Consider the following 22,307-nt stretch of genomic DNA (forward strand, 5'->3'; position numbering starts at 1 on the left):
GTGTTCATGGGACGCCGGCCCGGCGCCGGTGTGCGCCACCGGAAGTGCCGGATGGCGCGATGTGTCCAAGCGCCGCGGGTGCTCACTTGGACGGCTGACCGACCGGGAGAGCGCCAGGGGTACGATCGTCAGTCGACGATCTTGGTCGTGTGAGAGATTCCGGGGTGTTCGGAGCCCCGTTCAGGAGGTCGTGTTCTCGTGGCTCAGACAGGTAGGATCCTCCAGTTCGAAAGGAGCCGTGGGTTCGGCTTCATCGCGCCGGACGCTGGTGGGGAGGACGTGTTCCTCCATATCAACGAATTCGACGGCGACGAGGTGCAGCTTTCGCCGGGGGTGCGGGTCGCGTATGAAGTGGTGGACGGGGAACGGGGGAAGAAGGCGTACGCCATCCGGCTCGCCCGTGGGGAACCTGGGGCGCGTGGTGTCCCCGCCGGCGTGGCCGCGTCGTCGGCCGCCGATGATCCGGCGAGCGACGATCAGGACGGTCTCTGCGATGTCCTGACCGTGGAGGAAATGCGAACTGAGCTCACCGAGCTCTTCCTCGCGAGTTCTCCCGAGCTGACCGGATCCCAGATTCTCGGGCTTCGTGAAGGGGTCCTGCGGCTGGCCCGGAAGCATGGCTGGCTCGAAGGGTAGGGCAGGGCCTGCCCGTGCCGAGCCGGCAATACCCAGAGTTACGTAGTGGTACTCAGTAGTCGCGGCCCGCGTATCGCCGGAATCGAGAACGCCTGGTCACGGCCGACCCCTTCTCGGTGGCGCCGTGCGGTCGGCCGCCAGGTCGTGTCCGGCCTGGCCGGATCGGGCGAAATCTCCACGAGTAGAAGGGGTGAGGAGTCCTCACAGGTTGTGCTACGTTCGGATCACGGAGATCATTCGACATTGCCGAGGGTGCGGGGCTTGTGAATTCGCAGTGGAGAGACCTCTTGTCGTAAGCGCGTTTCCCATCAAGTGGTTTTCGATATTTGCACTTCTGGTGTATTCGTAGGTTTTGCTGCTGTTCGCGGTCCGCGGTCGCTCCCGAAATGTGGATCGGACTGCTCATGTGCGCCTGTGTTTTCTCTGCGGCCGGAACCGGGGTGGACGGCCGGGGTGTTGCCCGGGTCGGCTCCCCGGGCGCGTCCGCGATGTTCTTATGTGCTTCGAGTCCCGCGAGATGTTCGCGTTTTCGCTGCTTAGCTGACAGGGCTGTGGTGGGCGACTTCTGGTTGACGGTCGACGGGGATGTCGAGGCGTGGGTGCAGAGGGTGTTTTCTTCCGGGTCCTGGGGCCGCTCGCCGTCAGCGTTGACGGCGCCGAGGTAGCGCCGCCGAGCTCTCCGGTTCTCCAGGGGCTCCTGGGTGTGCTGGTCCTGGCGCGGGGGGAGCCGCTGCCGACCGGCCGGCTCGCCGAGCTCGTCTGGACCGACCGGGGCCGGGAGACGAGCCGCGAATCGGTGCACGTCGGAGTGTCGCGTCTGCGGAAATGGCTGGCGTCCCTCGAAACCGGGCGGCCGGACCGGATCGAGATCAGTTATCGGGACGGATACCTGCTCCACTGTGCGGCGGACCGGTCGGATCTCGGCCGGTTCCTGGCGCTGGCCGGCGAGGCGCGATCCCTGTCCGAGCCGGAGCGGCGGTGCCGGTCGCTCTCGGTCGCGTTCGCCGAACGCAAGGGGCCGTTGCTGGCCGGTCTTTCACGGATCGACCGGACGGACACGCTGGTCCGTGGTCTCGAGGACCAGGTCCGCGAGGCGGCGATGGACCTCGCCGCCGCGGCGCTGGCGTCGGGCGCCCTCGAGGGTGCGGTCGCCGCGGTCAGCGCGCTGACGGAGGAACTCCCGTTCGACGAGCCGTTGCATGCCGCTCTCATCGACCTGCTGACGGCGGGCGGGCGTCCGGCGGAGGCCCTGCATGTCTACCGGCGGCTCAGCGAGCACCTCGCCGCCGAACTGGGCGTCGAACCGAGCAGGGACGTGCAGCGTGCGCACATGCGCGTCCTGTCGGCCGACGGCACGGTCGACGATCCGGGCGCTGCGGCCGAGCCGCCCGCGACGCTGCTGCCCGCCCAGCTGCCGCCCGACATCCCCGACTTCACCGGCCGGACGGCCGAGGTGGCGGAGCTGACCGAGAGCCTCGTCGGGGCCGCGGGAACGCCGCGGCAGCGGGCCGTGACCGTCACCACGGTCTCGGGCATGGGCGGAGTCGGCAAGACCACGGTGGCCGTGCACATCGCCCACCGGGTCGCGGGCTCCTTTCCCGACGGGCAGCTGTACGCGGACCTGCACGGCGACTCGGCCAAGCCCGCCGAGCCGGCCGAGCTGCTCGGCCGCTTCCTGCGCACGCTCGGCATGTCCGGCGCGGGCATCCCGCCGTCCCTGGACGAGCGCGTGGCGCTGTACCGGAGCCGCTTGGCCGGCAGCAGGATCCTGGTCGTGCTCGACAACGCCGCCGACGAGACCCAGGTGCGGCCGCTGCTGCCCGGCACGCCGGACGCGGCCGTGCTCATCACCAGCCGCAACCGGCTCATCGGCCTGGAGGGCGCGAAGCTGCTGAACCTCGACGTCCTGCCGTCCGCCCAGGCGGTGGAGCTGATCACCAACATCGTGGGGGAGCGGCGTGTCGCGGCCGAACCGGACGTCGTGGTGGAGATCGCGAGGCTGTGCGGGCACATGCCGCTGGCGGTGCGGATCGCGGCGGCCCGGTTGAGGGGCCGCGATCACTGGATGCCGTCGCATCTGGCCGGCGTCCTGCGCGAGGAGCGGCGCCGCCTCGACGAGCTGGTCGCCGGTGACCTGGAGGTGCGGGCCGGGTTCGAGATGAGCTACCGGCTGCTCCCCGCGCGGACCCGGCGGGCGTTCCAGCTGATCGGGCTGCTCGACGCCCCCGATTTCGCGTGCTGGACGGTCGCCGCGCTGGTCGAGCTGCCGCTGTCCGACGCGCGGCACCATCTCGAGACGCTGGTGGACGCGCACCTCGTGGGGGTCGCCGGCGTGGACGAGACGGGGGAGCTCAGATACAAGCTGCACGACCTGCTCCGGTTGTACGCGCGTGAGCTCGCCGAACGCGACGTCCCGGCGGAGAAGCGCGCGTCGGCGCTGCGGCGCGCTCTGGGAGGGTGGCTGGCGCTTGCCGAGGAGGCCGCGGAGCACGTGCCGGGGCCCTGCTACGCCCTCATGCACGGCCCCGCCCCGCGTCACTCGCCGCCGTCCCCGGAGAGGAACCGGCTGCTGGCCGACCCGATGCGCTGGTTCGGCGCGGAGCGGGCGGCGCTGGTCGCCGAGGCCGGGCAGGCCGTCGACCTGGGGTTCACCGAGTTCGCCTGGGATCTGGCGGCCGCCCTGGAGCGGTACTGCGATGTCCGGGGCCTGTACGACGACTGGCGCCGCATGCACGAACGGGCCCTGGCGCTGTGCCGGGAGACGGGTGACAAGCGCGGCGAGGCCGTGCTGCTGCGCGGGCTGCTGGAGGTCACCACCTGGACGTCCCCGGTCGGGTCCGGGCCGGCGATGATTCGGATGCGCACGATGGCCGCGCGGCTGCTCGACCTCTTCACCGAGCTGGACGATGCGGCCGGGACGGTCGACGCAATGGTGGCGATGGTCTGGGGCCGGGTGGCCGACGGCGAGCACCGCGAAGCGCTGGAACTGGCGGAGCGCGCACTGCTCGCCGCGCGGGAGGCAGGCTACGTCGGTGGGGAGGCCCGCGCCCTGCAGGTCACGGCCGTCGTGCACGGGGAGGGCGATCCCCACAGTGCTCTGGAGTGCCTGGAGCAGGCGCTCGTGGTCGCCAAGGAGCTGGGCAATCCGCGTTTCATCGCGACGGTCGTGCAGTTCCTCGGGGCCGCCCGTGCCCTGTGCGGCGACATCGATGCGGGCAGGAAGCAGCTGGACGCGTCGGTCATGATGGCGCGGGACCTGGAGGACCGCTACCTGGAGGCGTTCTCGCTCCTGTATCTCGCCAAGCTGTTCGTCGCGACCGGGGACGAGCAGGCCAGGCCGACGCTGGAGCGGCTGCTGTCGTTCAGCCTGGCGGGCAACTTCCGCCACCACCTGGCCGACGGGCTCGGCGTGCTCGGCGAGCTGAACATGGCGGAGGGCGACCTCCCGGGCGCCGTCGCGTGCCTGGAGCGTTCGGTGGAGGTGTGGCGCACGCGCGGCTGGGTCCCGTTCCTGGCGCGGGCCCTGCGCACCCTCGGGGACGCCCGCGATGCCGCCGGCGACTGCGACGCGGCCCTGGACGCCTGGGTCGAGGCGCGCGAGCTGTTCGACCGCATCGGCGATGCGGACGGCCGCTCCTCCGTCGATGAGCGCCTCCGCGGAGCGCGCGGCACGGCGCGCTCGTGACGGGGCGGATTCCGGCGGCACCGTTCACTCCGGGCCCGGCGTCAGGCCCAGAAGGTCCCCAGGCTCGCCCTCGTGATCGGGTGGTCGGGCTTCACCACGTTGTCGAACTCCAGCTTCGCGGGACCGCCGAAGTGCGGGCATGCCGTAGTGGTGAAGCTCTCGTACTTCGTCGCCGAGTAGAGGTACCAGGTGACGCAGCCGCCGTCCGGCCCGCTGAACGCGCCGTCCCCGGGTAACAGGTCCTCGACCCAGCCGGTGGCGCGGTAGGTGCCGTCGCCGTTGGGGCAGACGGTGACCTCGCCGCGGCCGAAGTCGTGGCTCTCCTCGGTGGTGAAGCAGTCCGTGCGGGACGGGGGAGCGGCGTGGGAGGCCGCGGCGGTCAGGGGCATCGTCGCGAAGGCGATGCCGATGACGGCCAGGGCGCGGACGCCGGTACGGGTACGGGTCTTCATGGTGGAGCCTTCCCTCTCTGGTGGAACGGACAGGTCCTTCTGGACGGGCCCGGGCGCGGCCCCGGCGATCGTGGGCTAGGGGCCGTCCGGCCCGCCGGTGGCCTGGTGGGCGAACTGGCTGTGGTACAGGTCGGCGTACAGGCCGTCCAGGGCGAGCAGCTCGTCGTGGGTCCCGCTCTCCCGGATCCGGCCGGCGTCGACGACCAGGATCTGGTCGGCCTCGCGGATGGTGGACAGGCGGTGCGCGATCACCAGCGAGGTGCGGTCGGCCAGCGCGATCCGTAGCGCGCGCTGGATCGCCGCCTCCGACTCGGAGTCCAGGTGGGCGGTGGCCTCGTCGAGCACGACGATCGGGGGCGCCTTCAGCAGCAGGCGTGCCAGCGCGAGCCGCTGCTTCTCCCCGCCGGAGAAGCGGTGGCCGCGCTCGCCGACGACGGTGTCGAGCCCCTCGGGCAGCGCGCGGACGGTGTCCCAGATCAGCGCGGCCTCACAGGCTTCGATCAGCTCCCGCTCCTCGGCCCCGGGACGGGCGTAGCCGAGGTTGGCGCGCACCGTCTCGTGGAAGAGGTAGGCGTCCTGGGTCACCACCCCGATGCTCTCGCGCAGCGACGCCAGCGTCAGATCGCGGACGTCGTGCCCGCCGACGCGCACGGTGCCGGAGGTCGCGTCGTACAGGCGGGGCACCAGGTGGGTGATGGTGGTCTTGCCGGCGCCCGACGGGCCGACCAGGGCGGTGAGCCTCCCCGGCGGGACGTGGAAGCTCAGGTCGTGCAGGACCGGCGCGTCGCCGCCCGCCCGCGCGGACTCCCTCACGGCGGCCGGTTCCAGCGACGCCAGCGACACCTCCCCGGCGGCTGGGTACCGGAAGGACACGTCCTCGAACCGGATGTCCGGTACGGCCGCGGGGCCGTGGCCGTTGGGCGCCGGGACGGCCAGCACGCGGGCGCCGGGCCGGTCCGTGATGAGCGGCTCCAGGTCGAGCACCTCGAAGACCCGGTCGAAGCTCACCAGGGCGATCAGGGCGGACGACTGGAGGGTGGACAGCTGGTTGATGGGGCCGTACACCCGCAGCAGCAGCGCCACCATCGCCACCAGGGTGCCGAACTGGACGGCGCCGTCGATGACGAGCCCACCGCCCAGCCCGTAGACGAGGGCCGTGGTGAAGGAGGTGAGCACCATGACGATGACCGGGAGCATCCGGCCCCAGACGACCGTCCTGGCGGCGACGTCGCGGACCTGCGCGGCCCTGTGCGCGAACCGCTCCTGCTCCTCCGGCGCGCGGCCGTAGAGCTTGGAGAGCATCGCGCCCGAGACGTTGAACCGCTCGCTCATCATGGAGATCATCTCGGCGTCGTGCTCCATCATCGTCCTGGTGAGCCGCTGCATCCTGCGCCCGATGAGCCGCGCGGGGAGCAGGAACACCGGCACCATCAGCATGGCCGCCACGGTGATCTGCCAGGACAGGTAGAACATCGCGCCCAGCACCAGCAGGAGCGTCAGGACCGCGGAGATCGCCTGCGTCAGCAGCGTCGTCACGGCCTGCCGCGCGCCGATGATGTCGGCGTTGAGCCGGCTGAGGAGCTTGCCGGTCTGCGCGCGGGTGAAGAACGCCACCGGCTGCCGCTGCACGTGCGCGAACACCTCGGTGCGCAGCTCGTAGACGAGACCCTCGCCGACGCGGCCCGAGTACCGGTTCTGGAGGTAGGCGGCTCCGGCCTCCACCAGGGCCAGTCCCGCCAGCCCCAGGCTGAGCCCCACGACGACACCGAGCTTCCGGGGCATGATGCCGTGATCGATGATCAGCTTGAGGAACAGCGGGTTCGCGGCCGCGATGCAGGCGCTGAGGGCCGTGGCCGCCAGCAGCAGTGCGATCTGCCGCCGGTACGGCCGCGCGTACGGCAGTATTCGCCTGGCCGTTCCGCGCCCGACCCGCCTGCCCTTCAGTAGCTCGTCGCGCGGCTCGGATCTGAGCTGACCCACGGGCGGGCCGCCTATCATGGTCACGATAAATCCTGTTCCCTGTCATGGCCGGCGTCGGGACCGGGTGGATTCAGGCGCCCGCGCTCGCCGCGACCTGGTCGCTGTTCTCGTCGAGAAAACCGATGATCGCGGAGTTGATCACTTCGGGGCGTTCCAGGTATCCGAGATGGCCGCAGTCGGGTATCTCCAGGAATTCGCATTCCGGAATGGCGTCCGCCACTTCGGCGACGAGATGGGGCGGGCAGATGCGGTCGTCGGAGAACGCGATGGCGCGGCACGGAACGGTGACGTCGCGCAGCGCCGCGCGCCGGTCCCCGAGGTCGTCGGCCGCCGCCGCCTGGCCGCCGGCGGTGCCGCCGCCGGCGAGTTCGAAGAGCTCCAACCAGGCCGAGACCGCGCGGTCGTCGTTCAGCGTCGCGGGCGAGAGCATCTCGGTCGCCGTCGTGACGGCGCGGTATCCGGTCGGCAGCCGGGTGCCGCTCTCGCGCAGTTCCCGGTCGGCGGCCGACTGCGCGCGCCGGAGGGCGTCCGACCGCGCCCTGGTCGCGATCAGGACCGCCGACCGCACCAGGTCCGGCCGGCCGAGTGCCAGTTCCTGCGCGATCAGCGCGCCCAGCGACACCCCGACGAGGTGGCACCGCCCGAGCTCCAGGCCCTCGATCAGTCCCCGGGTGTCGGCGACCATGTCGGCGAGGCGGTAGTCGCCCTCGGGGCGGTCCGACGGCGGCATGCCCCGGTTGTCGAACGTGACCGTCTCGAACCCCGCCCGGTTCAGCGCCGGCGTCTGGTGCATGTTCCAGGTGTGGGCGGCGGCGGAGGAGCCCATGATGAGCACCACCGGTTCGCCCTCGCCCGAGCGCTGGTACGAGAGCCGGATACCGTTGGTCCTGACGAATGGCATGAGAGGCTGCTCGTTTCTCGTTGAGGACTTATGGCGCTGAACGGCGTGCGGCTCGCCGCGTGACCGAGAAAAGGGCCGGGGCCCACCATGTCATCGCCCACGCCGACCGATCAATACCGATGCGATCTGTCGGCGGTTCAATGCCCGTCCAACTGCCGCACCGGCACAGTTGGACATCGCTTTTAATATTCGAAACTCTGGAGTATTGTCCGGCCGCGTGGGCCCCTCGCCGGACCGTCATTCGACGGACAGGCGGGCGTGGGCCCGGAACCTCCCCGGGACGTGCGGATCGGCGGTCACCCGGATCCGGTCGTACCCGGCGGACCGGTACGGCTCGTGGGGGACATGGCGGATCAGCAGCCGGCCGGTGCCGCAGAGCAGGCCGTCCAGCACCGCCTCCGCGACCAGGTGGTTGACGTTGATCAGATAGTCCTCCACCGCCAGTCCCGCGGCGGAGACCTCCAGCAGCGCGCCGCCGCTCCCCGCGGCGTTCCCGCCGGCGACCGGGATCTGCTGGGCGAACGGGACCGCGACGCCGAGCGGGCCCTGGAACGGCCGGAGCAGCCGCCGCAGCGCGTCGTAGCCCGCCAGCGGCCCGGGGCCGTACCACGCGATGTTCCCGTCCGGGGACAGGTGCTCGCAGGGATGGCGTTCGGCGAGGTTGAGCGGGTCCCCGGCAAGGAAGATCGTCCTGGTGAAGTTCCCGTACCAGGCCGCCCCCCGGTCCCCGCGCGTCCCGCGGGCGAACGCCAGCGCCGACCGCACGAACGTGCCGGGGGCGAAGTCCCGCAGTACGGCGACCGAGCCGATGCGCCCGGCGTCGCGCGGGTCCGGCAGCGCCCGGCCGGCTCGCCCGATCCGCTCTTCGAAGTGCGCGCGCAGGTCGTCCTGGGAGAGCATCCGCGGCTCACCCGCCGATGAGCCGAGCGACCTCGGCGGCGAGCTCCTCGGGCGGCCTCCCGTCGACGGGCACCCGGTGGACGCGGACCGTGCCGGACGCCGCGAGCGCCCGGTCGTAGCTCTCGCGGACCCGGGCGAGCACATCGGCGCGCTCGTGCATCTCGGGCCGGCCGCCGCGGGACGCCACCCGTCCGAGCGCGGTGTCCACGTCGATGTCGAGCAGCACGGCGACGTCCGGCGGGGTGACCCCGAGCCTGGCGGACAGCTCGGCGACGCACCGCTCGGCGGGCAGCTCCAGCAGCCCGGTGAGCTCGGCGCCGAGCGTGTCGAGCCGCACGGCGCGGCCGCCCGGCCCCTCGCCGAGGGCCCGGCACCAGGCGAGCGCGGCCTCGGCGGCGGGGGGAGACAGGCCGGCGAGCTGCTCGCGGAGGACGGCCGGGCGGCCGGGGCCGTCGACCCGCTCGATGGCCCGGCGATAGAGCGGCAGGTAGGCGAGCGCGTCGATGAGGGGGTGGCGCTCGGTGATGACGACCCGTGCCGCGAGCTCCCGGGTGAAGAAGCGTTCCGCCACCCCGTAGGTGCACATCTGGAGGTACAGGACGGCGAGCTTCAGGTCGGGGCTGTCGAGCCGGTCGGCCTCCTTCGACAGCGTGTCCAGGTGGCGGGACAGGTCCTGCAGCGGGGCGTCGGGATTCTCGTGAGCGCGCAGGCACGACAGGACGACGCGGCGCCCGGCGCCCCGCGGCCGATCCGCGAGCAGCCGCACCAGAGTGCTCTTGCCGGACCCGTCGATCCCGAGCACGGCGACCCGCAGGGCGGCGGGGCCGGTGGCCGTCACCGGTCCGCCTCGCCGAGCACGCCGTCCTCGATCGCGATCAGGCGCAGCGTCGTGGCGACCAGGCGGCTCAGGAAGGGCAGCGCGCGGTGGGTGTGCACCATCAGGTACATCTGCAGCCGCGTGACGGCGAAGTCCCACAGCGCCAGGCGATGCCCCTCGCGCCACGTTGCCGGATCGATCCCGCCGCCGACGGCCTCCCGGTGGAGGTCGAGGAAAGCGGTGACGTCCGAGCCGGAGGCGTCCGGAGGCAGGACGAAGGCCAGGAACTCGGCCACGTCCCGCTGGGGCAGGTGCAGCGTGGCGAGCTCCCAGTCGTAGGCGACCAGGCTCAGGTCGGCGGCGCGCAGCGCGACGTTGCGCGGGTTGAAGTCGTTGTGGACGAGGGTGCGCGGCATGGCCTCCAGCCGTCCCCACCAGTCGGGGATCCCGTCGATGATCTGGCGCAGTCTGCGGGATCCCGCCTCGTCCAGCATCTCCGGGTGCTCGGCCGTGCCGTGTTCGAGCAGGGCCGACCACAGCTCCCGCATGGCCGTCATCCGTTCCGCGGTCTGCGCCTCGCCCAGCCAGCCCTCGCCGCGAAGCTCGGTCTCGCGGCCCAGCCAGGCGCGGTGGACGCTCGCGATGCCGCGGACGGCCGCCGCGATGTGCGCCTCCTCCCAGCCGCCCGGCCTGTCGGCGGTGTCCTTGAGGATCACGTTGGAGCCGAGCCGCTCCATCGCGATCACGTACGCCTCGCGGGCGGGGTCCTCGAACGTCCCGAAGGTGGTGGGGAGCACGGCGCGCAGCGCGGGCTCGGCCGACCGGTACACGGCGGGCTCGCGCGTGTGGACGCCCTTGAACCCGGTCCAGTCGCGCCAGCGGGGATAGACGTCGGCGAGCCTGCCGCCGCACAGCGAGGCGAGCTTCGCGGCCTCGATGATCACTTCCCGGTCGAGGGGCTTGGCCTTGACGACCACGTCGGTCTGCTTCGGGTCGTCGCCGTCCCGCCGGACCCAGGTGACGCGCAGCGGAAGGACGCCGACGGTCTTGCGCCGCTCGCCGCGCGCGGTGAGCTCGGTGACGAGGCTCGACCCCATGGCGTCCTCGATCGGGACGACGCCGGTGACGCGGAGGCCCGGGGCGTCCAGGACGTCGGCCAGCATCGGCTGGAGGAGCGGCGCGCCGAGGTCCGCCGGACGCAGCCAGTCGACCCGCCGCCCGCGGCCGAGCCGTTCGTGCGCGTCGGCGAACTGGCCGCCCGCGATCGCGGCGAGGGTCGACAGGTCGAGCGCCAGCGCGAACGCACAGATGATCTCCGCGAACCGGGCGGCCGTCCCGTCGCCGGAGCAGCCGAGCGCCGCGAGGTAGTCACGCTGCTGCCGCAGGCCCGTGCCCCCGCCGACCGCGCCCGTGACCAGGCTCGGCAGGACGAGCGTCGCCCGCAGCCCGCCGCCGGCGGCGTCCACGGAGAAGAACCCGGCTCCGGACTCGTACACGCTGGCGATGTCCTGCCCGGTCGCGGTGAAGATGGCCGCGATGACATTGGCGGCGTCGATGTCGTGTCCGGCCATGCCGGCCTGCTGCGCGGCGACCACGCTGATCCGGTACAGCCGGTCGATCGCCTCCGGGGTGGTCTTGAGAACGCGGCGGATCACCGCGCGGTCCAGCTCGCACTCGGCCATGACCCGGGTGCCACGGCCCCCGATCATGTTGACGTGGGCGAACTTCTTGTCGCCGCTGAGGTTCCCCTCGATCGCGAACCAGACCGGCAGCGGGCGCGCCGTCGCGGAGAGCCGGTCGTGGATCCACCGGCAGGCCCGCCAGGTCGCCGCGGTCGTCATGTTCTGCCCGCTGGCGTCGGCGGTCTCGTACACGAAGCGCAGATGGACGACCCGTCCGAGCTGCACGGGGTCGAGCTCCACCAGCCGCGAATGCCGGGAGACCGCCGCGACCTGCCGGTCGAGCTCGCCCTTGTGGCCGGCGACCCAGCGCGCGAACTCCGCCGCCGTCCCCAGCCCATCGAACTCGAACACCGGCACCCGGGGCATCCGCTGCGCGATGACGCGGGTCACGGCCCCGCCGGCCAGGGTGATCGCCTTCGCTCCGCGCGCCACCGAGGCGACCATCGCGCCCTCGGTGGTCGCGAGCGGTGCCGTGACGAGCCCCTGGACGTGGTCGCCGTTCACGAGCAGCGGGCCCGCGAGCCCGACGGGGATCTCGACGCCGCCGACGACGTTCTCCACGTTCCCGGGGAGCGAGCGCTGATCGATCGACGAGTGCTGCAGAGAGCGCAGGGGGGCTCCCGAGGTCTCGCGCAGCCACTCCAGCCTGGCCCTTCTCGCCTGCTCCGTGTACTCCCCGCGGCCCGGGATGACCGGGTACGACCCGCCGGAAGGTCCCGGAGTGCCGGCCGGGGCCTCGATTCCCTCAGCCATGGCGCACGTCCGGTCCGGCCGCGTGGACGGGAGCCTGCGCGGGTGCGGTCAGCCGCGCCCAGAACTCGGGATCGTCCTGGAACACCCTGTCCTTCACGCGCGGCGGCCGCTCGCCCCCCTCGACCCGGCGGCGCCACTCCCGCAGGAACGCGTCGGGAGGCACCGGTCTCACCAGGGGCGCGGCGAGGCCGCCCGCCCGTCGCGCGCCGGCGTAGGCGGGCGCCTCCCTCGCCAGCGCCGCGTCGAGGGCGTCTCCGAACGCGCGCAGCCTGCCTTCGGGACGCGGTTCGTCGAAGGCGACGGCCGCCTCGTGACCGGGAACGCCGTCGCCGGGCCGCGCGCGGTACGCGAGGTTGCGGATCGCCCCGCCGGCCGCGGCGCAGGCGTCCGCCATCGCGCGCAGCACATGGGACTCGCGCAATCGTTCGCCCGCGACGGAGACCAGGCCCTTGCGGCACGAGTACTCGACGACGGGGGTCGCCGCCGCGAAACCGGTCACCCGGACGATGTCGCGCAGCGCGCACCGGTACAGGCCACCGAGGTGGGTGAGGATCACGTGGTACTCCCGTCCTTCCTCCAGTTCGTGGGCGAGGAGGGTGGCGCCGCGGGGGTCGATCTCCTCATCGGCCGGGACGAACTCGTAGAAACAGCTCGTCACGGCCAGGGGGCCGCCGGCCGGCCGGTCGGCCGCCGGGATGGCCAGCGGCCCTTCCGAGGAGCCGATCGGGGCGGGACGGACCGCGATCCGCGCCCCGTACTCCTCCCGCAGGCTCGGCAGGTAGAGCCGGGCGACGTAGGTGTTCCAGGTCAGGAGCAGCTCCAGCCGCGGCCACACGGCCTCCGGGGCCGGCCGTCCCCGGCGTTCGGCGCGGCGCTCCAGCGCGTCCGCGCGTTCGGGTGCCGGTGGCCGGAACGGCGCGCCCCCGAGCGTCCCGTCCCTGATCTCCCGGACCAGCCGCGGCCACCACAGGCGGAGCTGGTGGGGGAGGGCCGCGGCGATGGCGGGATTCACCGCGATGACGCCGCGCACGTCGTGCTCGGCGGCGAGCCGGATGCGGAGGTAGGTCCGCTCCCACGGTCCGTTGCCGCCGAACCGGTCCGGCAGCCGGCTCCACGGCGCCCGGTTGCCGAGCCCCACGGCGAGCTCCTCGCCGACCTTGCCGTAGTCGAGCTGGCTCGGTCCGAGGTGCGGCCGGCCGGCGCTCGTCCGGCCGGTCGGAGAGTGCGGGTCCTGCCAGAGGTTGAGGACGGCGTCGTCGCGCGCCGGCAGGTCCGGGTGGTGCTCGACCAGCTGGGCGAAACCCGCGAAGTAGAACGGCAGGAAGCAGCGGCGCAGGAAGCCGCCGGTCACCGGGATGGTCTTCTCGGCCCCGGTGGTGCCGCTGCTGGCGAAGAACGCGATGGGGTCCTCGGACGTCAGGACGCGCCTCTCCCCGGCGTGGATCCGGTCGAGCCACGGCCCGAACTCCTCGTGACCGCGTATCGGCACCGCACGGCGGAAGCCGTCGGCGTCGCGCACGGAATCCAGGCCGTGCTCGCGGCCGAACGCGGTGCCGGCGCCGGCCTTGAGGATCTCGTCGAGCACCGCTGACTGGGCTCCGCGGGGATCGCCGAGAGAACCGAGGAACGCGCGGCTCTCCAGATGGACCCTGCGCCGGTAGGCATCGGCACGTTCGTCGGCGGACATCGCCTCTCCTCGGAATCGATCACAGGAAGACCGCGTCGAGCAGGCCCAGGGGAGCCGGGCGGGAGCGCCGGGCGAACAGGCCGTCGGTGAGCCGGTAGGGATCGACCCATCCGGACGGCTTGACGCACGCGCCGGCCCGCTCGGACGGCGACCCGCCGTGATGCGCGTCCCGCACCATCCGTTCGGCGCGCGACAGGGCCCGGCGGAGCAGGTCCAGCCGGAACGGCTCGCCCGACGTCCGCTTCAGCATCGCGATGAAGTACAGACGCATCCCGAGCCGGTACGCAGTGGAATCGAACTCCGTGCGGCACAGCTCGGAAAGGCGGTCGATGGTGACGTCGTCCCACCCGCCGTACCGGCTCGCGCGGACGGTTCCGTCCAGCGGAACCCGCCCCAGGGGCAGGCGCGCGGGCCGCGCTCCCAAGGCGCCGGTCACCCGGCTGAGGAGTGCGTAGTCGTAGGAGAGGTCGTCGTCGTACACGAAGAGGACCCGGCGTCCCGGCACCAGGCGTGGAAGCAGGTCCCGCAGGATCACCAGGAGGTAGTTGGCATGCCCGTCCATGCCGATGACCTTGCGCAACGGCATGCCCCACCGCGTGCCGTCCAGGTAGACGGGGCCGCCGTGGCGGCGGTTGTCCACGCACAGCCGTCGGCTCGCGAGCCGATCGACGACCTCATCGGTCGACATCCCCAGCGGCCGGTCCCGCCGGAGACCGGGGTCGCGGACGCCCAGCAGGTCGAGGTGCCGTTTCCAGTGGCGGGTCATGCGGCGCGTGGCCGGGTGGACCCAGCCGTCCCGTTCCACTCTGGCGACGTAGTGGCGCAGCGTGTTCAGCGGGAGCGCATCGCCCGACGAATGGAACCGCACATAGAGCCGCCCGAGGGCGTGCGGGGAGACGTCCTCGTAGTCGAGGCCCCCGTGCCGGCGGTCGAGGTAGTCCCAGAACTGGATCGTCTGCCCGGTGAGATTGGGGGTACGCGGATTCCAGTGGTACTCGGGGTCCGCGACCAGCCGTGTGGCCCGGAAAAGGGCGTCCACCCACAGGAAGCCTTTTACATGCGTTGGAAGCAGGGGTTTCGTGGCGGTTATCGTGACCGGCACGAGAAGTGGCCGCCCCGTCGGCGCAGGCGACGCTCCCCGTGTACTCAACAGAAATCCCCCGTCCGCATATCTGACCTCGCGGATCCTTCTTGAGCGCCCTGACCGTGTCAAGAGCGGTCGCGCGATGCGCGCCCTGAGAGATCGGTGATTCAATCGGGACCCGCCGCGCGGATCGCCACGCGGCGGTGCAATGTGGACGTGTTCAAGCGCCGCGATCGCACGGTTGAACGGCCACGCGGTGATTGTCACCGACCACGTCCGGCGAGATTGGCACCGATGGGGTGGCGCGTGAATATCTCCATAATCGATCACGTCGAAGAATTCGCCGCGGACGCGGGGCGGCGGGCCGCCCGGCCGGCCTCGTGAGCGTCCCGCGACGAGCCCGGCTCGCGCTCAAGCGGATCACGGTCATCGGTACCGGGCTGATCGGGACGTCGATCGCGCTGGCGATGCGGCAGGCCGGGGCCGAGGTCCTGCTGATCGACCGGGACCCGGCGGCCGCGCGGCTCGCCGCGGAGCTCGGGGCCGGAGCCCCGTGGTCCGGGGAGTCGGCCGACGTCGCCGTGCTGGCCGTCCCGCCGTCCGCGGTCGCGAGGACCCTGCTGGACGCCCAGGAACGCGGCCTGGCGGCGGCGTACACCGATGTGGCGAGCGTCAAGGTCCCTCCGCTGGACGAGGCGGCCCGGCTCGGCTGCGATCTGCGGATCTTCGTCGGCGGGCACCCGCTGGGAGGGAGCGAGCGTTCCGGCCCGCTGGCCGCCCGTCCCGGCCTCTTCGACGGCCGTCCGTGGGTGCTGTGCCCCGCCGGGGTCGCCGACCGCGCGGCCGTGGAGAGCGTCACCGAGCTCGTCACCGGCTGCGGCGCCACCCCGGTCGTCATGGACGCCGCCGGGCACGATCGGGCGATGGCCCTCGTCTCGCACGCGCCGCACGTGGTGTCCGCGGCGATGGCGGCCCGCTTCGCCGACGCGCCGGAGGGCATGGTCGGCCTCGCGGGGCAGGGCGCCCGCGACGTCACCCGCATCGCCGGCGGGGCGCCGTCGCTCTGGCAGGAGATCCTGGCGGCCAACGCCCGTCCGGTCGCCGACGTGATCGAAGCGGTGTCGGACGACCTGGCCAGGGCCGCGGCGGCGTTGCGGGCGCATGCCGGCCGGGAGCCGCCGGTCACCGATCTGCTGGCGCGGGGCGTCACCGGGCACGGCCGGATCCCGGTCAAGCGCGGCGGATCGGCCGGACGCCTCACGACCGTCACGGTCCTGGTCGCCGACCGCCCCGGTGAGCTCGCACTGATCCTTCAGGCCGCCGGGGTCGCCGGCATCAACATCGAGGACATCTCGATCGAGCATCTGCAGGGACGTCCGGTCGGCGTGGTCGAACTGTCGGTGGCGCCGGATTCGGCCCCTCACCTGATCGCCGAGCTCCGCACCCGCGGGTGGTCGCTTCCCGTCCCGCCCGAGCGGTGACGGCGGCGATGCGCACGGTGATCGGAGAACGGATTTCGAACAGCGCATTCTGCCGCCGGTGAACGGGGCGCGATGGTTCGGCGACTCTGTTCAAGTGCACCGCCGGCGCAGTTGGCCATGGGGCCCGCCGATCGCCGATCATTGTCCGGCAGATCAATCCGGTGAGCGCGAACATCGGTCATGTTGGACGTTCGCCCGCGGTGACAAAATCCGCCAGACGCAGATGTCGCCACAATCGATTTCGCTGCCGTGCGCGCTTCCCGTACCGGAGGTCGGGTAAATGGAATTGACCCTGAGCGATTTCGCGCGGCTTGCCGAGGCGCGCCTGCCGCCCGCCACCTGGAGCCTGTTCGAGGGCGGCGCCGGCGCGGAACGGGCGCTCGCCGCCGATCCGGACGCCTTCGACCGTGTCCGGCTGCGTTCTTCGACCACGTCCGGGGCGGGGCGTCCGGAGACCGCCACCACGATCCTCGGCCGGCTTTGGGACGCGCCGGTGGGGATCGCGCCGCTGGCCCACCAGGCGCTCGCCCACCCGTCGGGGGAGCTCGCGACCCTCCGGGGGACGGCGGCCGCGGCCGGAGTCCCCGTCGTGATCAGCGCCTTCGCCGGCCGCCCCGTCGAGGAGCTCGCCGCCGAGAGCACCGTCCCCCTCTGGCTCCAGATGTGCCGGCCGCGGGACCGTCCACCGGACCGGGCCCTGATCGCACGCGCGGAGCGGGCCGGCTTCGAGGCGCTCGTCCTCGCCGCCGGCGTCCCCGCCACCGCGCCGGAGGCGGCCGGGTCCGCTCCCGGCCTCGACTGGGCGCAGGTGGGCCGGGTGCGTGCGCTGACGTCACTGCCGATCATCGTGCAGGGCGTCCTGACCGGCCAGGACGCGCTGCGCGCGATCGATGCGGGCGCGGACGGCATCGTGGTGGCAAATCACGGCGGGCGCAGGATCGAGGGCGCCGCGGGCGCCCTCGACGTGCTGCCGGAGGTGGCGGCGGCGGTCGCCGGGCGCGTGCCGGTGCTCCTCGACGGGGGCGTGCACCGGGGCCGCGACGTGCTGGCCGCGCTCGCCCTCGGCGCGGAGGCCGTCCTGATCGGGCGCCCGGTGCTGCACGGCCTGGCGGTCGGTGCCGCCGAGGGCGTGAACTGCGTGCTGGCGACCCTGCTGGAGGAGTTCGAGGACGCGATGGCGTCCGCCGGTCTGGCGTCGGTCGCCGACATCGGGACCGGCCTCGTCGAAGCGGCCGGAGACACCGCGGCCACGCCCCCGGAGCCGGCGCGCGGCGGCGGCGTGCTGCGTGCGGCGGACCTGCACGCCAGCGTCACGGACCCGGTCATGGACACGATGAACTTCCTGAACGAGGTGACGCTGCGATATCCCGAGGCGGTCTCCTTCGCCCCGGGACGGCCCTACGGCGGGTTCTTCGACACCGAGCAGATCTTCACCCATGTCCGGCGCTACCTGGACCACCTGGCGTCCGGGGGACGCTCGCCGGCCCAGGTGCGCGAGACCGTCTACCAGTACGGGCCGTCCGCGGGCCTGATCCGCGACCTGATCGCCGCCTCGCTCCGCGCGGACGAGGGCATCGACGTGCCGCCGGACTCGATCGTGGTCACGGTGGGCTGCCAGGAGGCGATGTTCCTGGCGCTGCGTGCGCTCATGGCCGGCCCGGACGACGTGCTGCTGGTGTCCAGCCCGAGCTACATGGGGATCACGGGGGCGGCCCGGCTGCTGGACGCCGAGGTCGCCGTCGTCGAGGAGCGCGAGGACGGGCTGTCATGCGCCGACGTCGACGCCGCGATCGCGGCCGAGCGGGCGCGGGGGCGCCGGCCTCGCGCCATCTACGTCATTCCCGACCACTCCAACCCGTCCGGGGTCACCATGCCGCTGGAGACCCGGCACGAACTGCTCGACCTCGCCGACCGGCTCGACGTCCTCGTCCTGGAGGACAGCCCGTACCGGCTGGTCAGCCCGGGAGTCCAGATCCAGTCGCTGAAGTCGCTCGACCGGCGCCGCCGGGTCGTCCACCTGGGGTCGTACGCGAAGACGATCTTCCCGGGCGCGCGCGTCGGGTACGCGATCGCCGACCAGCCGGTGCTGAGGGAGGACGGGACGCGGGGCCTGCTGGCCGACGAGCTGGCGAAGATCAAGAGCATGCTGACGGTGAACACCTCGGCGCTGAGCCAGGCGGCGGTCGCGGGCGCCCTGCTGGAGTGCGGCGGCCGCGTCTCGGACCTGAACTCGAGATCCGCCGCCCATTACGGGGACACCATGCGGTACACCTTGGACGCCCTTGAACGCGTGTTCCCCGCCGAACGCCGGGCCGAACTCGGGGTGTGCTGGAACGCGCCCACCGGGGGCTTCTTCCTCACCCTTCAGGTCCCCTTCCCGGCCGACAACGCCGCGCTGGTCAGATCGGCGGAGGACTTCGGGGTCATCTGGACGCCGATGGCGTACTTCCACCCGCACGGCGGGGGGTCCCGCACGATCAGGCTGTCGATCAGCTACCTCACGCGGGCGGAAGCGGACGAGGGCGTCTCCCGGCTGGCCCGCTTCATCGAGACCGAGGCCGGGGCGGCGCCGCCCGGCGCACGGGCGGCCATGAGACCGACTGCATTCACGGAGGTGGCAGGTGGACATCACAGCGATTGACCATATCGAGCTGTTCGTCGAGGACGTCGACGAAGCGGCCGTGCACTTACGGGACGGATTCGGGTTCGCGCTCGCGGGCCGCAGCGCCGGCAAGGGGACGCGCGGATGCGAGTCGGTCCTGTTATGGCAGGACGAGATCACCCTGCTGCTGACCTCCGCCACCGGCACCGACCATCGTGCCGCCGAGTACGTCCGCCGGCACGGCGCCGGGGTCGGCGTCATCGGCCTCCGGGTGGACGACGCGGAAGCGGCCTTCGCGGATGCGGTGGTGCGCGGAGCCGTTCCGGTCGCGCCGCCGGAGTCGTTCGGCCGCGGCGGCGCCCAGGTCGTCTTCGCCTCGGTGATCGGGTTCGGCGACGTCGAGCACCGCTTCGTCTCCCGCGACGACCCGGCGGGTCCGTTCGCCTCCTTCATCCAGGAGGTCGGCTGCGGTCGCGGCGGCGGGGGACTGCTCACGACGGTCGACCACTTCGCGGTCTGCGTCCCCGCGGGGACCCTGGACGACACCGTGCGCCGGTACCAGGAGGTCTTCGGCCTGAGCCTGACCTTCGAGGAACGGATCCTCGTCGGCTCGCAGGCCATGGACTCCAAGGTCGTCCAGAGCGCGTCCGAGCGGCTGACCCTGACCATCCTCGAACCGGACGTCACCCGGGACCCGGGCCAGATCGACGCGTTCCTGGAAGCCCACGGCGGCGCCGGGGTCCAGCACGTCGCCTTCCTCACCGGGGACATCGCGACCGCCGTCCGCAAGAGCGCCGAGAGCGGCGTGCGGTTCCTCGCCACGCCGTCCGGTTACTACGACATGCTGACGCCCCGGCTGGGGCCGATCGGCATCACCGTGGACGAACTGCGCGAACTCAACGTCCTCGCCGACCGCGACCACGCGGGCGTCATGCTCCAGATCTTCACCGAGTCGCGGCACCCCCGGGGCACGCTGTTCTACGAGCTGATCGACCGCCGGGGCGCCCGCACCTTCGGCAGCAACAACATCCACGCTCTGTACGAGGCCGTGGAACGGCAGCGGGCGAGCGGCCCCGTCGTCCTGGACTAGCGATGGCCGCGATCGAGCCGTGCGAAGACGGCGGGGGAGACGCGATGCGACTGACGCTGGCCGACTACGCGCGTTCCGCCCGGGCGCGGCTCGATCCGGCGATCTGGGACTTCCTCGAAGGCGGCGCCGGGGAGGAACGGACCCTCGCGGCCAACACCGGGGCGTTCGACCGGTACTGGCTGCGGCCGTCGGTCCTGCGCGGCGCGAGCAGTCCGGACATCACGACCGAGATCCTCGGCAGGCGCTGGGACGCACCCCTGGCCGTCGCCCCGGTGGCCTACCACACCCTGGTGCACCCGGCGGGGGAGGTCGCCACCGTCCAGGGGACGGCCGCCACGGCGGCGGTGCCGGTGGTGGTCAGCACCTTCGCGGGCCGCGCGGTCGAGGAACTCGCCGAGCGCGGCGTTCCCCTCTGGTTCCAGGTGTACTGCCTGCGTGATCGTGCGGTGACGCGCGGACTCATCGAACGCGCGGAGAACGCGGGGGTCGAGGCGCTCGTCCTCACCGTCGACGCGCCCCACCTGGGCCGGAGACTGCGGGACGTGCGCAACGGCTTCCGGCTTCCGGCGGGCGTCGTCCCCGCCAACCTGTCCGGCGGCGACCGCTTCGCGGTTCCGTCCCGCCACGCCCGGGAGGAGTTCGATCCCGACCTCGACTGGTCGGTGCTGGCCTGGCTGCGCTCGGTCAGCCCGCTGCCGATCGTCGTGAAGGGGCTCCTCACCGGTTCGGACGCGGTCCTCGCGATCGAGGCCGGGGCGGACGCCGTCGTGGTGTCCAACCACGGGGGCCGCCAGCTCGACGGCGTCCCCGCCACCGTCGAAGTGCTGCCGGAGATCGCGGAGGCGGTGGCCGGACGCATCCCGATCCTGCTCGACGGCGGGGTGCGCCGCGGCCGGGACGTCCTCACCGCACTCGCCCTCGGCGCCCGAGCGGTGCTCGTCGGCCGGCCCGTCCTGCACGGCCTGGCCGCCGACGGCCCCGACGGGGTCACGGACGTGCTGAACATCCTGCTCAGCGAGCTGACCGACGCCATGTCCCTCGCCGGCGTCCGCGCCCTGGCCGACATCACCCCCGCCCTGCTGCGGCCCTCCGGGGCCGCGAGAACATCCGGCGAGGTCATCGGCGCGACATGCCAAGATCATCAACTGAATGGCGCGAAGGCAACGCCCTGACTGACGTGCAGTCACGCTGCTAGGTTATGGACCACATAGCTCGCCTAGCTGGAGGGTCGGGGGATCCGGATGGAGAAACCCCTTTCCATAGAAGCGTCCCCCGCCGAAAGCCGTGAGGAATCCAGCCCATTACCGTACCTATGGGTGCTGGCCTTGTTCGTGGTCACACTCGGAATGTGGATGGGGCTGCTCGCGTCCGCGCAAATTCTGCTCCCCAGCCAGATCGAGGCGATCGACCCGTCCCGCAAGGTATGGCTGCTCGGCGTCGTGACCACCCTGGGCGCCGTCGCGGCCGTGCTCGCCGCGCCTCTCATGGGCGCCCTTTCCGACCGCACCAGATGGCGGTTCGGGAAACGCCGCTCCTGGGTCATCGGCGGTACCGCGCTCTGCGTGGCGGCCCTCGTCGCCCTTCCCTGGCAGACATCGATCATCACCGTCGCCGTCTGCTGGATCATCGTCCATGGCGGCACCGGCGGCATCCACGCGACCCTGTGCGCGCTCGTCCCGGACCGCGTGCCGATCAACCGGCGCGGCACGGTGTTCGCCATCGTCGGCTTCGCCCAGCCGCTCGGGCTCGTCCTCGGGACGCTGCTGGCCTCCGGCTTCTCCTTCCGGCGGGGATACCTGCTGGTCGCCGTCGTGGTCGCGCTGCTCGCCCTGCCGTACGCGTTCATCGGACGGGACGTGCCGGCCCGCATCGCGCCGCGGACCAGGTGGTTCCCCGACCTGCCGTCCCTGGGGCGGGACTTCGCGTGGGCCTGGGCGGGACGGTTCGCGGCGCAGTTCGCGACGTCGCTGGCCACGCTCTACCTGCTCTACTTCCTCCGCGACGAGATCAAGGTGGGTGACCCGGCGGCGGGTGTGGCCGTGCTCAGCCTGGTGTACACGGCGGGGGTCGTCGTGGTGAGCCTCGTCGTGGGGCGGGTGTCCGACCGTCTCGAACGGCGCAAGGTGTTCGTCGTCCTCGCCGGTCTCCTGATGGGGGCCGCGCTGACGGGAATGGCGCTCGTCTCGACGTGGACGATGGCCGTCGTCGCGGCATGCGTGCTCGGTGCCGGATACGGCGCCTACCTCGCCGTCGACCAGGCCCTCGTCACCCAGCTCCTGCGAAGCAACCAGGACCGGGGCAAGGACCTGGGACTGATGAACATGGCCGGCAGCAGCGCCGTGGCCGTCGCCCCGGTGATCGCGGCAGATGCCGTCGCGCGCGGCGGCTATTCCCTGCTCTTCCTCTTCGCTGCCGGCATGGCCGTTCTGAGCGGCCTCCTCGTCCAGCCGATCAGATCCGTTCCCTGACGGACCGTCACGCGTTATCTCCGAACCATGATCGGCTAACGGCCCCCGTCTCGCCGGTTGGCGATCGGTAAGGGGCCCCTCGGTAACGT

General features: G+C 72.4%; 15 protein-coding genes. 7 read left to right on the forward strand and 8 right to left on the reverse strand.

All coding sequences use genetic code 11. The annotated features are described in order from the left end of the window. Positions 1-198: 198 nt before the first annotated feature. Together ACTWPP_RS38555 and ACTWPP_RS38560 are read left to right on the forward strand one after the other, a co-directional pair. Positions 199-636, forward strand: a complete 438-nt coding sequence (locus ACTWPP_RS38555) for a cold-shock protein (protein ID WP_443109390.1) — start codon at positions 199-201, stop codon at positions 634-636. A gap of 595 nt (positions 637-1,231) precedes the next feature. Then, complete coding sequence (locus tag ACTWPP_RS38560; RefSeq protein ID WP_443109391.1) at positions 1,232-4,321, forward strand: AfsR/SARP family transcriptional regulator; 3,090 nt, start codon at positions 1,232-1,234, stop codon at positions 4,319-4,321. 41 nt (positions 4,322-4,362) lie between these two features. Here ACTWPP_RS38560 and ACTWPP_RS38565 read toward each other — a convergent pair whose 3' ends face one another. From ACTWPP_RS38565 to ACTWPP_RS38600, 8 genes are all read right to left on the reverse strand, one after another. Continuing rightward, complete coding sequence (locus tag ACTWPP_RS38565) at positions 4,363-4,773, reverse strand: hypothetical protein (protein ID WP_443109392.1); 411 nt, start codon at positions 4,771-4,773, stop codon at positions 4,363-4,365. Positions 4,774-4,848: 75 nt separating this feature from the next. Further along, positions 4,849-6,771, reverse strand: a complete 1,923-nt coding sequence (locus ACTWPP_RS38570) for an ABC transporter ATP-binding protein (RefSeq protein ID WP_443109439.1) — start codon at positions 6,769-6,771, stop codon at positions 4,849-4,851. Between the two features lie 52 nt (positions 6,772-6,823). Further along, a complete protein-coding gene (locus tag ACTWPP_RS38575; protein WP_443109393.1) occupies positions 6,824-7,654 on the reverse strand; it encodes an alpha/beta fold hydrolase in 831 nt (276 codons plus the stop codon). 237 nt (positions 7,655-7,891) lie between these two features. Beyond that, the gene (locus tag ACTWPP_RS38580; RefSeq protein ID WP_443109394.1) at positions 7,892-8,554 is read right to left on the reverse strand and encodes a DUF6182 family protein; all 663 of its coding nucleotides are present in this window, start codon (positions 8,552-8,554) and stop codon (positions 7,892-7,894) included. Positions 8,555-8,561: 7 nt separating this feature from the next. Next, a complete protein-coding gene (locus ACTWPP_RS38585; protein ID WP_443109395.1) occupies positions 8,562-9,392 on the reverse strand; it encodes a dTMP kinase in 831 nt (276 codons plus the stop codon). Further along, a complete protein-coding gene (locus ACTWPP_RS38590; protein ID WP_443109396.1) occupies positions 9,389-11,806 on the reverse strand; it encodes a phosphotransferase in 2,418 nt (805 codons plus the stop codon). The genes ACTWPP_RS38585 and ACTWPP_RS38590 overlap by 4 nt, the downstream gene beginning before the upstream one ends. Next, on the reverse strand, positions 11,799-13,493 hold the full coding sequence (locus ACTWPP_RS38595) for a GH3 family domain-containing protein (protein ID WP_443109397.1): 1,695 nt from the start codon (positions 13,491-13,493) through the stop codon (positions 11,799-11,801). Before ACTWPP_RS38595 ends, ACTWPP_RS38590 begins: the two co-directional genes overlap by 8 nt. Positions 13,494-13,512: 19 nt before the next feature. After that, positions 13,513-14,532, reverse strand: coding sequence for a hypothetical protein (locus ACTWPP_RS38600; protein ID WP_443109398.1), 1,020 nt, complete (start codon positions 14,530-14,532; stop codon positions 13,513-13,515). Positions 14,533-14,957: 425 nt separating this feature from the next. Between ACTWPP_RS38600 and ACTWPP_RS38605 the strand changes: the two genes are divergently transcribed. The 5 genes from ACTWPP_RS38605 to ACTWPP_RS38625 all read left to right on the forward strand — a co-directional run bounded on the left by ACTWPP_RS38605 (position 14,958) and on the right by ACTWPP_RS38625 (position 22,218). Beyond that, positions 14,958-16,058: a prephenate dehydrogenase gene (locus ACTWPP_RS38605; RefSeq protein ID WP_443109399.1), complete on the forward strand. Its 1,101-nt coding sequence runs from the start codon at positions 14,958-14,960 to the stop codon at positions 16,056-16,058. Between the two features lie 280 nt (positions 16,059-16,338). Then, the gene (locus ACTWPP_RS38610) at positions 16,339-18,699 is read left to right on the forward strand and encodes an aminotransferase class I/II-fold pyridoxal phosphate-dependent enzyme (protein ID WP_443109401.1); all 2,361 of its coding nucleotides are present in this window, start codon (positions 16,339-16,341) and stop codon (positions 18,697-18,699) included. Next, the gene (hppD, locus tag ACTWPP_RS38615; protein WP_443109402.1) at positions 18,680-19,750 is read left to right on the forward strand and encodes a 4-hydroxyphenylpyruvate dioxygenase; all 1,071 of its coding nucleotides are present in this window, start codon (positions 18,680-18,682) and stop codon (positions 19,748-19,750) included. The genes ACTWPP_RS38610 and hppD overlap by 20 nt, the downstream gene beginning before the upstream one ends. A gap of 44 nt (positions 19,751-19,794) precedes the next feature. Beyond that, positions 19,795-20,922 carry an alpha-hydroxy acid oxidase gene (locus ACTWPP_RS38620; protein ID WP_443109403.1) on the forward strand — a complete coding sequence of 376 codons (1,128 nt, stop codon included), beginning with the start codon at positions 19,795-19,797 and terminating at the stop codon, positions 20,920-20,922. A gap of 144 nt (positions 20,923-21,066) precedes the next feature. Next, the gene (locus ACTWPP_RS38625) at positions 21,067-22,218 is read left to right on the forward strand and encodes an MFS transporter (RefSeq protein ID WP_443109404.1); all 1,152 of its coding nucleotides are present in this window, start codon (positions 21,067-21,069) and stop codon (positions 22,216-22,218) included. Positions 22,219-22,307: the final 89 nt, after the last annotated feature.

The sequence above is a fragment of the Actinomadura sp. 3N407 genome (assembly GCF_052245875.1).
Classification (GTDB): domain Bacteria; phylum Actinomycetota; class Actinomycetes; order Streptosporangiales; family Streptosporangiaceae; genus Spirillospora.

Excerpts from the sequence above, each read along its gene's own strand:
- ACTWPP_RS38565 (WP_443109392.1), bottom strand. The coding sequence starts at position 4,773 with ATGAAGACCCGTACCCGTACCGGCGTCCGCGCCCTGGCCGTCATCGGC.
- ACTWPP_RS38570 (WP_443109439.1), bottom strand. The coding sequence starts at position 6,771 with ATGATAGGCGGCCCGCCCGTGGGTCAGCTCAGATCCGAGCCGCGCGAC.
- ACTWPP_RS38575 (WP_443109393.1), bottom strand. The coding sequence starts at position 7,654 with ATGCCATTCGTCAGGACCAACGGTATCCGGCTCTCGTACCAGCGCTCG.
- ACTWPP_RS38580 (WP_443109394.1), bottom strand. The coding sequence starts at position 8,554 with ATGCTCTCCCAGGACGACCTGCGCGCGCACTTCGAAGAGCGGATCGGG.
- ACTWPP_RS38590 (WP_443109396.1), bottom strand. The coding sequence starts at position 11,806 with ATGGCTGAGGGAATCGAGGCCCCGGCCGGCACTCCGGGACCTTCCGGC.
- ACTWPP_RS38595 (WP_443109397.1), bottom strand. The coding sequence starts at position 13,493 with ATGTCCGCCGACGAACGTGCCGATGCCTACCGGCGCAGGGTCCATCTG.
- ACTWPP_RS38610 (WP_443109401.1), top strand. The coding sequence starts at position 16,339 with ATGGAATTGACCCTGAGCGATTTCGCGCGGCTTGCCGAGGCGCGCCTG.
- ACTWPP_RS38620 (WP_443109403.1), top strand. The coding sequence starts at position 19,795 with ATGCGACTGACGCTGGCCGACTACGCGCGTTCCGCCCGGGCGCGGCTC.